11 protein-coding genes are annotated in these 13,778 nt (G+C 55.1%); 3 read left to right on the forward strand and 8 right to left on the reverse strand.

What is annotated here, in order from left to right; translation table 11 throughout:
• Positions 1-40: 40 nt before the first annotated feature.
• Positions 41-1,246, reverse strand: coding sequence for a nicotinate phosphoribosyltransferase (gene pncB, locus ACTJJ1_RS02515; protein ID WP_004942718.1), 1,206 nt, complete (start codon positions 1,244-1,246; stop codon positions 41-43).
• 255 nt (positions 1,247-1,501) lie between these two features.
• Positions 1,502-3,202, reverse strand: coding sequence for a GGDEF domain-containing protein (locus ACTJJ1_RS02520; RefSeq protein ID WP_006324572.1), 1,701 nt, complete (start codon positions 3,200-3,202; stop codon positions 1,502-1,504).
• A 447-nt stretch (positions 3,203-3,649) separates the two neighbouring features.
• Here ACTJJ1_RS02520 and pepN point away from each other — a divergent pair, with 447 nt between their 5' ends.
• Positions 3,650-6,265: an aminopeptidase N gene (gene pepN, locus ACTJJ1_RS02525; RefSeq protein WP_006324573.1), complete on the forward strand. Its 2,616-nt coding sequence runs from the start codon at positions 3,650-3,652 to the stop codon at positions 6,263-6,265.
• A 41-nt stretch (positions 6,266-6,306) separates the two neighbouring features.
• On the opposite strand, the gene ssuB is transcribed toward pepN, so the two are convergent.
• Genes ssuB through ssuE form a run of 5 tightly spaced genes read right to left on the reverse strand, consistent with a single transcriptional unit; the run spans position 6,307 to position 10,626 of the window.
• A complete protein-coding gene (ssuB, locus tag ACTJJ1_RS02530; protein WP_004942726.1) occupies positions 6,307-7,083 on the reverse strand; it encodes an aliphatic sulfonates ABC transporter ATP-binding protein in 777 nt (258 codons plus the stop codon).
• Positions 7,080-7,874, reverse strand: a complete 795-nt coding sequence (gene ssuC / locus ACTJJ1_RS02535) for an aliphatic sulfonate ABC transporter permease SsuC (RefSeq protein ID WP_004942729.1) — start codon at positions 7,872-7,874, stop codon at positions 7,080-7,082. The genes ssuB and ssuC overlap by 4 nt, the downstream gene beginning before the upstream one ends.
• 11 nt (positions 7,875-7,885) lie before the next feature.
• Positions 7,886-9,034 carry an FMNH2-dependent alkanesulfonate monooxygenase gene (ssuD, locus tag ACTJJ1_RS02540; protein WP_063199398.1) on the reverse strand — a complete coding sequence of 383 codons (1,149 nt, stop codon included), beginning with the start codon at positions 9,032-9,034 and terminating at the stop codon, positions 7,886-7,888.
• Between the two features lie 16 nt (positions 9,035-9,050).
• Complete coding sequence (locus ACTJJ1_RS02545; RefSeq protein ID WP_080653263.1) at positions 9,051-10,016, reverse strand: sulfonate ABC transporter substrate-binding protein; 966 nt, start codon at positions 10,014-10,016, stop codon at positions 9,051-9,053.
• A gap of 31 nt (positions 10,017-10,047) precedes the next feature.
• On the reverse strand, positions 10,048-10,626 hold the full coding sequence (gene ssuE / locus ACTJJ1_RS02550; RefSeq protein WP_004942749.1) for an NADPH-dependent FMN reductase: 579 nt from the start codon (positions 10,624-10,626) through the stop codon (positions 10,048-10,050).
• A gap of 257 nt (positions 10,627-10,883) precedes the next feature.
• On the opposite strand from ssuE, the gene pyrD reads away from it, so the two are divergent.
• Together pyrD and ACTJJ1_RS02560 are read left to right on the forward strand one after the other, a co-directional pair.
• Entirely contained in the window at positions 10,884-11,894 is a 1,011-nt protein-coding gene (gene pyrD / locus ACTJJ1_RS02555) for a quinone-dependent dihydroorotate dehydrogenase (protein WP_202290512.1), read from the forward strand.
• A gap of 174 nt (positions 11,895-12,068) precedes the next feature.
• Positions 12,069-12,617 carry a cell division protein ZapC gene (locus ACTJJ1_RS02560; protein WP_004942754.1) on the forward strand — a complete coding sequence of 183 codons (549 nt, stop codon included), beginning with the start codon at positions 12,069-12,071 and terminating at the stop codon, positions 12,615-12,617.
• Positions 12,618-12,623: 6 nt separating this feature from the next.
• On the opposite strand, the gene ACTJJ1_RS02565 is transcribed toward ACTJJ1_RS02560, so the two are convergent.
• A complete protein-coding gene (locus ACTJJ1_RS02565) occupies positions 12,624-13,727 on the reverse strand; it encodes a YcbX family protein (RefSeq protein WP_440832273.1) in 1,104 nt (367 codons plus the stop codon).
• Positions 13,728-13,778 lie beyond the last annotated feature (51 nt).

Below are 13,778 nucleotides of genomic sequence, written 5' to 3' on the forward strand. Positions count from 1 at the left end.
GTTTTCAGCCGGCTTTTTAGCGTTTGCAACGCATGGCCGCTTAGCTGGCTTTTTTCACCAGCGGCAGATCGAAGGCTTTACGCAAGGCCTTCACGAAGGCCTGATCCTGACAGATGGTTTTGCCCGGGCTGTCGGACAGTTTAGCCACTGGCTTGCCCTTGCATTCAACCAGTTTGATGACGATATTCAGCGGTTTTACGCCCGGAATGTCGCAAGTCAAACGCGTGCCGATGCCGAACACCAGGTCGATGCGTTGATAGAAGTGGCGATAAAGCGCCAGTGCCTTGTCCAGATCCAGGTTGTCGGAGAACACCAGCGTTTTGCTCATCGGATCGATACCCAACTTCCGGTAATGCGCGATGGCTTTCTCACCCCATTCAAACGGGTCGCCGGAGTCATGGCGCAGCCCCTGATAACGCGGTGCGAACTGCGGGCCGAAATCACGCAGGAACGCGTCCATGGCGATGCAGTCGGTCAACGCGATGCCGAGCTGGTCCGGGTACTCGTCCAGCCAGGCCTGCAATGCCGCACGTTGACTGTTAGCCAGCACCGGGCTTATCTGCTGGTGCGCCTGGAACCATTCATGTGCCTGGGTGCCTACCGGCGTCAGGCCAAGTTGATGCGCCAGATCGTAATTACTGGTGCCGACCAGCGATGGGAATTCGTTTTGCAGCGTGCTGACGATCGCCTGCTGCACGCTTTTGGAAAAACGGCGACGGGTGCCGAAGTCCATCAGTTTGAAACGGGAGATATCCACATCGGCGCTCACGGCTTTAAACTGCGCCAGTTTGCTGCGCAGATGCGCGACCGCCATGTCCGGCGTGATCTGCGGCGAGCGGTGACGGTGCACCACTTCACTGATCACCGCCAGCAGAGGGACTTCCCACAGGATCACTTCGCGCCACGGGCCGGCAATGCGGATATGCAGTCTGCCGTCACTATTGTCGATCTGAACCTGCTGCGGGTCATAGCGGAAATCACGCAACCAGTTCAGGTAGTCCTGACGGAAGAACGGCAACCCTGAAAGATAGCCAAACTCAGCCTCGGTCAGCGCCAGTTGGCTCATCAGAGCGACTTGCGCACGGATTTCGTCGGCATATTCGCCCAGCAGTTCATCACCACGGCAGCGAAATTCCGCCGCCACGCTGATCGCGGGGTAGCGATGGAACACGGCTTGCTGCATATGAAGCTTGTAAGCGTCAGTATCAAGCAGCGATGTCAAAATCGGGGAAGCGTATTGAGTCATAGCGCGTTACTGCATCCTCGTCAGGCGCGAGTCCAAATCCGGATAGTCATAAAAAAGTTGAGCGAGTATACCCGGATTATCCTGTTATTGAAGCTGCATCACACCACAAATCGCCGGAGCGGGTCGAGGATTAAACGTGCCTTTATGCCGGCTTGCCTTCAGGTTCCAGACAGAAAAGCCAGATAAGCCTGTAAGGTGAATGACTTAGCCTAATTAGTCATAGAAATTATAATGTTAATTATTTTAAACAACAATTCAGATAAAACCGGTTGGCGTGTGAATGCTGATCCGGTCCTTGCCGTTTTTCTTGCAGAAATAGAGCGCTTCATCCGCCTGTTTGATCGCCGTCGGCAGCAGCCTGAGGCTGTTCACCTGGGCAATACCGCAACTGGTTGTGAAACGCACGGTTTGTCCATCGTCCAGGGTCAGGATGAGTTGATGGGTTCGTTCGCGTAGCTTAGACATAATTTCCCGCGCATTCTCCAGCGTGCAGTTGCCGAGGATCACGGCAAACTCCTCACCGCCATAACGGCAGAAAATGTCGCTGGAGCGGAAGGCGTCTTGCAGTAGTTTGCCGAAGGCTACCAGCACGCTGTCACCGATGTCATGTCCGAAACTGTCATTCAGATTTTTGAAGTTATCGATATCAATCAAACAGAAGGCTAACGGGTAGCTGCGGGCTGCCAGGGATTCGCATTCACGGAAAAACTTGCGGCGGTTATAGATATTGGTCAGGGGGTCAAGAAACGAAGAGGCTTCCAGCTCTTTGATCAACAGATGTTTTTCATTTTCCAGCTTCACCTTTTCCAATTGATACTGTTTTAGCTGTTTAATGGCGTCGCTGATGGCGATTAACTCCTGGCCGTAAAACACCTCATTGCGGTCGATGTTCATATTGCCGCGCGACAGCCGCAAAATATTGTTATGCGTTTTGGTCAACCAACGGCTGATATTTGAACAGTAAACCAGCGTCGGCAGGAAAATAAACAGCACGATCAGACCACCGAGAGAAATCAAGCCGTAAATAGCCGTCTGGCTGGTGTAAATCTTGTGTTGTGATGCGGCGATTTCCAGTTCAAAACTGCGTTGATAGAGCCGTTGCGAAAGCTCACTCAGGCTTTTGACGTACTGATAAATAAAATCGGCGGGGTAGGGGGTATGATTATCGGCCGCGGTATACAACCCTTGGGTAATCTGGTCTAGCTGTCCTTTCGACAACTGACGGAGCAGCTCATTCACCAGCAAAGTGGTGGGCACATCGTTATAGGTCAGCTTCATAAAGATCAGCCGGGTGCTTAGTGCATTCAACACCCCGGTAAGCTGTACGGCTTTCAGATAGGCGCTTTTACGCTCCAATGGGTTGGTATTCACGTCAATGACCTGATCGATTAATTCGGTCAGGGACATATTCAGCCGGTTATTCAGGCGCACGGCTTCCAGAAACAGAAAGGAGTCGGCGTCGATCATACGGGTATCGTAGGTATAACGGTAGTAGCTTTTGCTGGTCTGGGAAATGTAGTAGGCGCTGTTGATATTAAACAGGTTGGCATTGGCGTCGGTAACATATGAAAGCTGTCGGTTATCGTTATCCAGCAATTGTTCCATCAGGCCGAGCATGGAAAGCGCGGCGATTTTTTGCCGTATGCCGAGCTGTTGCGAAATCTTGCTGTTGATATGCGGCTTGAACCGGTCAATTTTTTCGCGCGCCAGGCGGTCGGCCTCCTGCCATTGCGCCGGGGTAATATCCGCATTAACCAGGCTCAGACGTTTTAAACGGTGCGCCAGCAGCGTGGCTTGAAAGGCTTCGGAGATCTCTTTGGCGCGACTTATCTTATACAGATTAAGTTGATTGTCGCGATAGTCGGTATGGGCTTCAATCAGCTCATCGGAAATAAATATGGCGAAGGATGACATCAGGGCAAAGGTAAAAAAATAGATCAGATATTTTACTTTCATTTCGCCGTGAGCCCTTAAACCAGATTTATTAATTATATCATCGAGGCAACTGACATGTCTTAACTATACCCCTGGAACCTCTGTCACCGGGAAGCGAGCTGCAGGCAGGGGGATCGAGTTGGGAGCGCCGTTGAAACGGGGGTAATTGCCTATGACGATGAAGTATTGACCGGCCTGTATATGAAAGGCGGCTTTTAGCATTAAATGCTGATTTTTGCTCTGCATCAGGTGAAGGAGCCTGATGGAGCGGACCTTTCGGCGACAACATTAGGATCCACCTCCGATTTCTCCGTTCCGGTACCCCGGCATCTCTAGGCTTTTTTCGTGGCTGTGATACAGTTTATTTACAATCAGGGTCATCAACATTTTCGCGCCTCTGCGGCGGCTGAAATAAGCCAATGATGACAACCTGGCACCTGTAACTCACTGAGACGTCAAAGGGTTTTTATGACACAACTGCCACAGGCGAAGTATCGCCACGATTATCGCGCACCAGACTACAGCATCACCGACATTGATTTGGATTTTGAGCTGGACGCAGAAACGACACGCGTCACTGCAGTCAGCAAGATTAAACGTCAGGGCGCTGCCGAGGCGGCGCTGGTGTTGAATGGCGAAGATCTGACGCTGGTAAGTATTCAGATCGACGGGCAGCCGTGGAGCGCCTATCAGTTGCAGGATAACAAGCTGGTTATAGAGAAATTACCAGCACAATTTACCATGACCATCGTCAATGATATTCATCCGGCGAAGAATACCGCGCTGGAAGGGCTGTATCTGTCAGGCGAAGCGTTGTGTACCCAGTGTGAGGCGGAAGGTTTCCGTCACATCACCTATTACCTGGACCGCCCGGACGTGTTGGCACGCTTCACTACCCGCATTGTGGCGGATAAGGCGCGTTATCCGTTCCTGTTGTCGAACGGTAACCGCGTAGGCCAGGGCGAACTGGAGGATGGGCGCCACTGGGTGCAGTGGCAGGATCCGTTCCCAAAACCTTGCTACCTGTTTGCGCTGGTGGCCGGCGATTTCGATGTGTTGCGCGACAGCTTTACCACCCGTTCCGGGCGCGATGTGGCGCTGGAACTGTTCGTTGATCGCGGCAATTTGGATCGTGCCGATTGGGCGATGACCTCGCTGAAGAACTCGATGAAATGGGACGAAACCCGTTTCGGTCTGGAATACGATCTCGACATTTATATGATCGTGGCCGTCGATTTCTTCAATATGGGGGCGATGGAGAACAAAGGGCTAAATATCTTCAACTCCAAATACGTGCTGGCGAAAGCGGAAACCGCAACCGATAAGGATTACCTGAATATCGAAGCGGTGATTGGCCACGAATATTTCCACAACTGGACCGGCAACCGCGTGACCTGCCGCGATTGGTTCCAGCTCAGCCTGAAAGAAGGCCTGACGGTGTTCCGCGATCAGGAGTTCAGCTCAGATCTGGGTTCACGTTCGGTCAACCGCATCGATAACGTGCGCGTCATGCGCGGCGCACAGTTCGCCGAGGACGCCAGCCCGATGGCGCACGCCATTCGTCCGGATAAAGTGATCGAAATGAACAACTTCTACACCTTGACGGTGTACGAGAAAGGGTCCGAAGTGATCCGCATGATGCATACGCTGCTGGGCGAAGAACAGTTCCAGAAGGGCATCCAATTGTATTTCGAGCGCCATGACGGCAGCGCAGCAACCTGCGATGATTTCGTTCAGGCGATGGAGGATGCTTCCAATGTCGATCTGTCGCTGTTCCGACGTTGGTACAGCCAGTCCGGCACGCCGTTGCTGACCGTTCGCGATGAATACGACGCAGAGCATCAACAATACCGCCTGCACGTCAGCCAAAAAACCGAGCCGACCGCCGATCAGCCAGAGAAGCTGCCGTTGCATATTCCGCTGGATATCGAATTGTACGACGCCGAAGGCAACGTGATTGCCCTGCAGAAAGACGGTGCGGCGATCGGTAACGTGCTGAACATCACTGAAGCCGAGCAGACCTTCGTGTTTGACGGTGTGGCGCACAAGCCGGTGCCTTCGTTGTTGCGCGAGTTCTCCGCGCCGGTGAAGCTGGATTACCCGTACAGCGATCAGCAACTGACTTTCCTGATGCAGCACGCGCGCAATGAGTTTGCCCGTTGGGACGCGGCGCAGAGCCTGCTGGCTACCTATATCAAACTGAACGTTGCCAAGCATCAGCAGAAACAGCCGCTGTCTCTGCCGTTGCACGTTGCCGACGCTTTCCGTGCCGTGCTGCTGGACGAGAAACTGGATCCGGCGCTTGCCGCGCAGATCCTGACGCTGCCTTCGGAAACCGAGATTGCCGAGCTGTTCGCGACTATCGATCCGGAAGCGATCGCCGCGGTGCATGAATCGATTGTCCGTTGCCTGGCAAAGGAAATGGCCGACGAGTGGTTGGCGGTTTATAACGCCAACAAAACCGACGGTTACCGGGTGGATCATGCCGATATCGGCAAACGCGCTCTGCGCAACCTGTGCCTGGGTTATTTGGCCTTTGGCGATGAGGCGCTGGCCGATCGGCTGGTGGCTGAGCAGTATCGTCAGGCGGACAACATGACCGATTCGCTGGCTGCGCTGGCTGCGGCGGTAGCGGCGCAGTTGCCGTGCCGCGATGCGCTGCTGGCGGCGTTCGATGAACGCTGGCATCAGGATGGTCTGGTCATGGACAAATGGTTCGTGTTGCAGGCGAGCAGCCCGGCGGCGGACGTGCTGACCAAGGTACGCGGCCTGCTGAAGCACCGTTCGTTCAGCCTGAGCAATCCAAACCGTACTCGCTCGCTGATCGGCGGTTTCGCTTCCGCCAACCCGGCGGCGTTCCATGCGGCGGACGGCAGCGGTTATCAGTTCCTGGCGGAGATCCTCAGCGATCTGAACCAGCGCAACCCGCAAATTGCCGCCCGTTTGATTGAACCCTTGATCCGCCTGAAACGCTATGATGCTTCGCGTCAGGCTCTGATGCGCAAGGCGCTTGAACAGTTGAAAGGGCTGGAAAACCTGTCCGGCGATCTGTTCGAGAAAATCAGCAAAGCGCTCGACGCGTAAAAACTAACCAGGGACGGCGCGGCGACATGCCGTCCCTGGTTTCAATTCGTTGCCCGGCGTGGGCTTTCAGCCACCGGCGGGGGCGGTGACAGCACTCTGTCCAGCACCTCGGCTTCCAGTTCCGCCAATCTGGCCGACCCCTTACGGCGCGGGCGTGGCAGATCAATCGTCAGATCCAGCCCGATACGGCCCTCTTCAATCAAGATCACCCGATCCGCCAGCGCAATGGCTTCGCTGACATCATGCGTCACCAACAGCACGGTGAAACCATGTTGCTGCCACAGGCCTTCAATCAGCCCCTGCATTTCAATCCTTGTCAACGCATCAAGCGCGCCCAAAGGTTCGTCCAGCAACAGCAGACGAGGACGGTGGATCAGTGCGCGCGCCAGCGCTACTCGCTGTTTTTGTCCGCCGGACAGCGCTGCCGGCCACTCATTGGCACGATCGGCCAGCCCAACGGCTTCCAGCGCCTGCAACGCATCGGCACGCCAGTCGCCGCGCAGGCCAAGGCCAACGTTATCGATCACCTTTTTCCAGGGTAGCAGGCGCGCATCCTGGAACATCAGACGGGTATCCTCTTTGGCGCTGGCGAGGGGAGCATTTCCGCTAAGCAGCTCGCCGCTGCTGGCTTTTTCCAACCCGGCCATCAAACGCAGCAGCGTGCTTTTGCCGCAACCGCTGCGGCCGACTACGGCGACAAATTGCCCGGAGCTGATACGCAATTGAATATTGTCCAACACCGTCCGGTTGCCATAGCGTTTGGCAATAGAGTCCAGGGTAACCGGGGTGCCTTGGGGAATACGGGCGGGAGTCGTCATAGCGCTTCTCCTGGTTTAAGTTGATAAGCCGGATGCCAGCGCAACCATACGCGTTCCAGCAACTGCGCGCTGACGTCCGCCAGCTTGCCGAGCAGGGCATACAGCACAATCGCCACCACCACTACGTCTGTTTGCAGAAATTCGCGGGCATTCATCGCCAGATAGCCAATCCCCGAGTTGGCGGAAATGGTTTCGGCCACGATCAGCGTCAGCCACATAAAGCCCAGAGCGAAACGCACGCCGACCATGATCGAGGGCAACGCGCCCGGCAATACCACCTGGGTAAATAACCGGAAACCGCTCAGGCCATAGCTGCGCGCCATTTCAAGCAGGCCGCTATCGATATTCTTGATGCCGTGATAGGTATTCAGATAGATAGGGAACAAGGTGCCCAGCGCGACCAGAAAAATCTTGGCGGATTCATCAATGCCGAACCACAAGATCACAAGCGGGATCAGCGCCAGATGCGGCACGTTGCGGATCATCTGCACCGAGCTGTCCAACAGACGCTCGCCCCAACGCGACAAACCGGTGATAAACCCCAGAACCAGCCCGATGCTGCCGCCGATGCTAAAGCCGATCAGCGCGCGCCAACTGCTGATGGTCAGGTGTTGCCACAGCTCGCCGCTTTTGGTTAGTGTCCAGAAAGCGGTCACTACCGCGCTTGGCGCGGGCAGAATGCGGTTAGACAGCCAGCCGGCTTCAACCGAGATTTGCCAGATAACCACCAGCGTGACCGGTAATGCCCAAGGTGCCAGCCGATGCAGGATGCGTTGTGTGCCGTTTGCCATACCGCTTCTCCTCAGCTTTGCGACGCTTTTTGCGGAATATAAATATTGGCGACCACTTCACCTTGCGGTTTAACCGGCCGACGCTGAGCAGGGGCTTCGTTTTCCGCCAGATCGAGATGCGGGAACAGCAACTCGCCGACGCGATAGGCTTCTTCCAGATGTGGGTAACCGGATAAAATAAAGGTATCAATGCCCAGATCGGCATATTCCTGCATGCGGGCCGCCACCGTCGGGCCATCGCCGACCAGCGCGGTGCCGGCGCCACCGCGTACCAGGCCAACACCGGCCCACAGGTTAGGGCTGATCTCCAGATTGTCTTTCTTGCCGCCGTGGAGCGCCGCCATGCGCCGTTGCCCAACGGAATCAAAACGAGCGAAGGCTGCCTGTGCGTTGGCGATGGTCTCTTCATCCAGATTGGCAATCAGCCGGTCGGCTGCCCGCCAGGCTTCTTCTGTGGTTTCACGCACGATCACATGCAGACGAATGCCGAAACGCACCGTGCGGCCTTTGGCTGCGGCTTTGGCGCGCACTTCGGCAATTTTTTCTCTTACCTGTGCCGGTGGTTCCCCCCAGGTGAGGTACATTTCAACCTGTTCGGCGGCCAGATCCTGAGCGGCGGCGGAAGATCCGCCAAAATACAGCGGCGGACGCGGCAGTTGCACCGGTGGATACAGCAGTTTGGCACCTTTAACCTGAATGTGTTTGCCGTCAAAATCGACGGTTTCCCCTTCCAGCACCTTGCGCCAAACGTGGGTGAACTCTGCCGAGGCCTCGTAGCGTTCTTCGTGATTCAGGTGCAGACCTTCCGCCGCCAGTTCTTCGGGATCACCGCCGGTGACCAGGTTAAACAGTGCGCGGCCGTTGGAAAGGCGATCCAGCGTTGCGGCCTGGCGGGCGGCCAACGTGGGAGAAATGATGCCGGGGCGCAGCGCCACCAGGAACTTCAACCGTTGGGTGACCGGGATCAGAGAGGCTGCGACCAGCCAGGAGTCTTCGCACGAGCGGCCGGTGGGGATCAGCACGCCGCCAAAGCCCAACCGGTCAGCGGCCTGAGCGATCTGCTGCAAATAGCCGTAATCGACGCTGCGGGCACCTTCTGTACTGCCAAGATAATGGCCGTCGCCGTGCGTAGGTAAAAACCAGAATACGTTTAGGCTCATAGCTTGTTCTCCAAAATTATTGCGCACTCGGGTGCCAGATGCGTTGAGAGATATCGACCTTCACCGGCACCAAACGGTTGGTATAAAACAGGTCGGCGGTTTGCTGCTGGGCGGCGATGGTGTGCGCATCCAAAGGTTTAATGGCGGTCGGCGGGCGATGATCCAGATAAGTGGCGATCACCTTTTCCGGCAGGCCCATGGCGTTTGCCAACAGCGTGACGCTCTGCGCGCGATCGCTGCGGGTCAGTGCGTCGGCCTGGGTCAGCACCTCAAGAACCTGGCTGATAAAGGGGCCGTGCGCCTGTACGTAGGGGCGAACCGCCAAATAAAACGAACCGGTTTGATTCAGACCACTGCCGTCGCCCAGCACCCGTACGCCGCCTTGCAGCAATGCGGCGGAATAGTACGGATCCCAAATTGCCCAAGCATCAACGTTGCCTTGCTGGAAGGCGGCGCGGGCATCGGCCGGGGTCAGATAAATGGGCTGGATATCGGTAAATTGCAGCCCGGCTTTCTGCAGCGAGCGCAACAGCAGGTTGTGGGAGCTGGAACCTTTCTGGAAGGCCACCTTATGGCCTTTCAACTCAGCGACGGTTTTGATCGGGCTGTTTTCCGGCACCAGGATCACTTCCGCCTTGGGTTTTGGCGGCTCTACGCCGACATAAAGCAGATCGGCGCCGGCGGCCTGGGCGAAGATTGGCGGGATATCGCCGGTGCTGCCCAAATCGATACTGCCGACGTTCAGCGCTTCGAGCATTTGCGGGCCGGCGGGGAATTCTATCCAGCTGATTTTGGTCGAGGGAAAACGCTGTTCCAACAGCTTATGGGTTTTTGCCAATACCAGGCTGACCGATCCTTTTTGGTAACCGATGCGGAACTGCGCCGGATCCTGCGCACTGGCGGCATTGCTCCACGCGAGAGAGAGAATGCCGGCTAATGTGCCTGCGCCAAGCCAGCGGCGGAGTGAAGAAAGTCGCTTCATCATGATGTCCTTTTCCTTATTCTCTTCTCGGTCAGGCGGTCTGACGGGCAAACAGAGAAGGGGAGAGCTTTACCGTGGGTGGTTTGCGGCGGCCGAGTGCCAGATAAAAGCTTTCCAGCGCCTCTTCCAGGCGGGTTGCCAGGCCGTCAGACAGGTTGATTTCTTCGCCGTTCAGCACCACCTGACTATCATCGGCAAACACGCCGTGCAGCACTTCCTGGGCTTTCAACGCCGCCAGCACCGGCTTCAGGGCGTAGTCCACCGCCAGCATGTGGCCAATCGAGCCGCCGGTGGCCAGCGGCAACACGACCTTATGGTCCAGGGCGCGTTCCGGCAGCAAATCCAGCAGGGTTTTCAGCGCGCCGGAGAACGAGGCTTTATAGACCGGCGTCGACACCAGCAAACCGTCCGCCTGTGCCAATTGTTCGGCAAAGGCTTTGATCGCCGGGCTGTTAAAATTGGCGTAGAGCAAATCCTCGGCGTCGAAATCGTGCAGCGTGTAGGTAATCACTTCTACACCTTGTTGCTGCAACCAGTTTTGACTGAGGGTAAGCAGCGCGGCTGAGCGCGAAGGGATGCGGGGGCTGCCGGCCAGTGATATAACGCGCATTGCCACTCCTTATAACTAAAAGTTAGGTTTAATCAGGAAATGTTTGTGATCTGTTTTAAACCTATCAGTTAGGAGTGGGTTGCTTAAATCTCATTTTTTGATTTTGATATGCGTAAATGCGGATTGGCGGCGCTGTGGGCCCGTTAAAGGAAAACGATTGCGTAAAAAACGCTTTTTTTGCTTTTAATCAATTCCAATTGATCAGGGGATGCCGGATAATCGGCCCCCGGTTTGCAACCGGGAAATCAGGAGAGTACATGTACTACCCCATCATCAGGAAAGCGTTGTTCCAGCTCGATCCCGAGCGTGCGCATGAGTTGACCTTTCATCAGCTTCGCCGTATCACCGGCACCCCGTTAGAATTTCTCATTCGTCAGTCTGTGCCGACCAAGCCGGTTAGCTGCATGGGGCTTTCTTTTAAAAACCCATTGGGGTTGGCCGCCGGTCTGGATAAAGACGGCGAGTGCATCGATGCCTTCGGCGCCATGGGGTTTGGCTTTGTTGAAGTTGGCACCGTGACGCCGCGTCCGCAGTCGGGCAATGATAAACCGCGCCTGTTCCGCATTGTGGAAGCCGAAGGCCTGATTAACCGCATGGGTTTTAATAACCAGGGTGTGGATAATCTGGTTGAAAACGTTAAAAAATCCCATTTTGGCGGCATTCTGGGGATTAACATCGGCAAGAATAAAGATACCCCGGTTGAGCAAGGAAAAGACGATTATCTGATCTGCATGGATAAAGTTTATCCGTATGCCGGCTATATCGCGATTAACATTTCGTCACCAAATACACCGGGGTTACGATCCCTACAGTATGGTGAAGCGTTGGACGATCTTTTAGCCGCCATTAAAAATAAGCAGCAGGAATTGCATGCGCGGCATCACAAATATGTGCCGGTCGCGGTAAAGATCGCGCCGGATCTTTCTGAAGAAGAATTGATCCAAATAGCCGACAGCCTGGTGCGGCATAATATCGATGGCGTGATCGCCACCAATACTACGTTGGATCGCAAGTTGATCCAGGGGCTGAATTACTGCGAGCAAACAGGGGGCCTTAGCGGTCGTCCGCTGCAGACGAGCAGCACCGAAGTGATCCGCCGTTTGTCGATTGAGCTTCAGGGCCGCTTGCCGATTATCGGTGTCGGCGGAATAGACTCCCTGACCGCTGCGCGGGAAAAAATGGCAGCCGGTGCTTCGCTGGTGCAAATTTATTCCGGCTTTATCTTCCACGGTCCGCGCCTGATTAAAGATATCGTTAACTACATCTAATATTTTTTCTTTGATTTTCAGCCGGGGGTTTATTTCTTCTCCCGGCTCGTCTATATTTTGTCCACTGGCATAAATATCGTTCGCGGAATTATCCGATGTTTGAGCTACTTTATCGGTGATAAAATCGCCTTTTGGGTAAATAGAGTGTGGCATGGGCAGCGAGAAGGATAAGAGATGAAGATAAAACCTGACGATAATTGGCGTTGGTATTTTGATGCCGAACACGATCGGCTAATGCTGGATTTAGCCAATGGGATGATCTTCCGCTCACGCTTCCCGGCCAAAATGTTAACGCCGGATGCCTTCGATGAATGCGCCTTTTGCGTTGATGACGCTGCGCTTTATTTTAATTATGAAGAGCAGTGCAAGCAGATAAAGCTCAGCCATGAGCAACGCGCCGAACTGGTATTAAACGCTCTGGTGGCCTATCGCTTCCTGAAACCCTTGATGCCGAAAAGCTGGCATTTCGCCCAGCAACACTACCCGTTGCAGCCGAAGAACGGCGAACTGGCGGCGGTGAAGGTGATGGACAGCGGCTCTGAGGCCCGTTTATTGGTCGTGGAAGCCGGCGATAACGCCAGCCTGTGTCTGCTGGCGCAAAATCAGCTGTCGCTGGCCGGGCGTACCATGGTGCTGGGTGATGCGATCAAAGTAATGCACGATCGCCTTAAACCCTGTGCGCAGGATGAAGCTTCCGCCCCGGCCTACGACAGGGCAGTGTAAGGCGCATCACGCCAGCGTCAAATCGCTTTTCGGAATACAGCTGCAGGAAAGAATGGTGCCGTTGCCCGCTACCGCACTTTTCTTCAGCGGTGCAACTTCGCCACTGACCAACTCAATACGGCAACTGCCGCAAATCCCCGCACGGCAAGAATAAGGCACGCGGATCCCTTGCTGTTCCAACTGCTCCAGCAAAATCTGCTGATTATTGCCGGTAAACACCTTCCCTGCGTATTCGATGGTAACGCTCTGCGCACTGTCTTGCGGCGCCTGCACGCTTTCGACCACTTTACCTGCGCCATAAGGGCGTGGCGGCTTGGTAGATAACACTTCCACCGCATCGCCAACGCGGATAATACCGCTGTTGCGCGCCACCATATTCTGGCCAAAAACGATATCGCCGTTATCGGCGGTACGGAATTTTTGCAGGGTGCTCAGTGGCTCACCGCTGGGGTGTTTGCGCCCGCGCTCGGTACTGATGGTGGTGAGCACGCAGCGGCTGCACGGTTTTACCAGATCGAACATCACGTCACCGACGCGGATCACCTGCCAGCCGTCTTCGGCCCAGGCGCTGGCACCGGTCACCACCAGATTGGGGCGGAATTGTTCGAGTTTGATGCTGCCAGGGCAGCGCTGCTGCAAATCATTGAACGAGGCTTCGTTAATCAGCAGATAAGGATAACCGTCGGCGAAAGATAAAGGGATTTCCGGGTGCTTTTTGACTCTTCGGGTCAATTCAGGGCCTAGCCAGCGTAGCTGTACCTCACGCTGGAAATAACCGCTCAGCCAACTGTTGATAGCCGGCGGTGCAATCAAGGCGGTGAAGTGATTGCCCCACACTTCGGTTGGCTGCGCTTCGGCAGCAAAATCTGCGAAGCGGATAGCTGCGCTTTCCCCGTCCGGTGCGGTCAGAAACAGGCCGTCCGCCAGTAATGCAGGCGTAAACAATACCATCTGCGGATATTGGCGTGCGGTAATAAAAGTGCCATCCGGCTCGGTGATCATAAAGGTGCGATCGAATGCCAGACCGCTGCTGGAAACTTGTGCGTGAGAAAGTTGCAAACCCCGAAGCGATTTAACCGGATGAACGTAAAGTCTGGAAAGCGTAATCACCCTTATCTCCGTACGATTATTAAATAGAAGGGAGCAACTTTATGACAAGCG

The sequence above is a fragment of the Serratia sp. 22264 genome (assembly GCF_052045345.1).
In the GTDB taxonomy this organism is placed as follows: domain Bacteria; phylum Pseudomonadota; class Gammaproteobacteria; order Enterobacterales; family Enterobacteriaceae; genus Serratia; species Serratia plymuthica.

Excerpts from the sequence above, each read along its gene's own strand:
- pncB (WP_004942718.1), bottom strand. The coding sequence starts at position 1,246 with ATGACTCAATACGCTTCCCCGATTTTGACATCGCTGCTTGATACTGAC.
- ACTJJ1_RS02520 (WP_006324572.1), bottom strand. The coding sequence starts at position 3,202 with ATGAAAGTAAAATATCTGATCTATTTTTTTACCTTTGCCCTGATGTCA.
- pepN (WP_006324573.1), top strand. The coding sequence starts at position 3,650 with ATGACACAACTGCCACAGGCGAAGTATCGCCACGATTATCGCGCACCA.
- ssuB (WP_004942726.1), bottom strand. The coding sequence starts at position 7,083 with ATGACGACTCCCGCCCGTATTCCCCAAGGCACCCCGGTTACCCTGGAC.
- ssuC (WP_004942729.1), bottom strand. The coding sequence starts at position 7,874 with ATGGCAAACGGCACACAACGCATCCTGCATCGGCTGGCACCTTGGGCA.
- ssuD (WP_063199398.1), bottom strand. The coding sequence starts at position 9,034 with ATGAGCCTAAACGTATTCTGGTTTTTACCTACGCACGGCGACGGCCAT.
- ACTJJ1_RS02545 (WP_080653263.1), bottom strand. The coding sequence starts at position 10,016 with ATGAAGCGACTTTCTTCACTCCGCCGCTGGCTTGGCGCAGGCACATTA.
- ssuE (WP_004942749.1), bottom strand. The coding sequence starts at position 10,626 with ATGCGCGTTATATCACTGGCCGGCAGCCCCCGCATCCCTTCGCGCTCA.
- pyrD (WP_202290512.1), top strand. The coding sequence starts at position 10,884 with ATGTACTACCCCATCATCAGGAAAGCGTTGTTCCAGCTCGATCCCGAG.
- ACTJJ1_RS02560 (WP_004942754.1), top strand. The coding sequence starts at position 12,069 with ATGAAGATAAAACCTGACGATAATTGGCGTTGGTATTTTGATGCCGAA.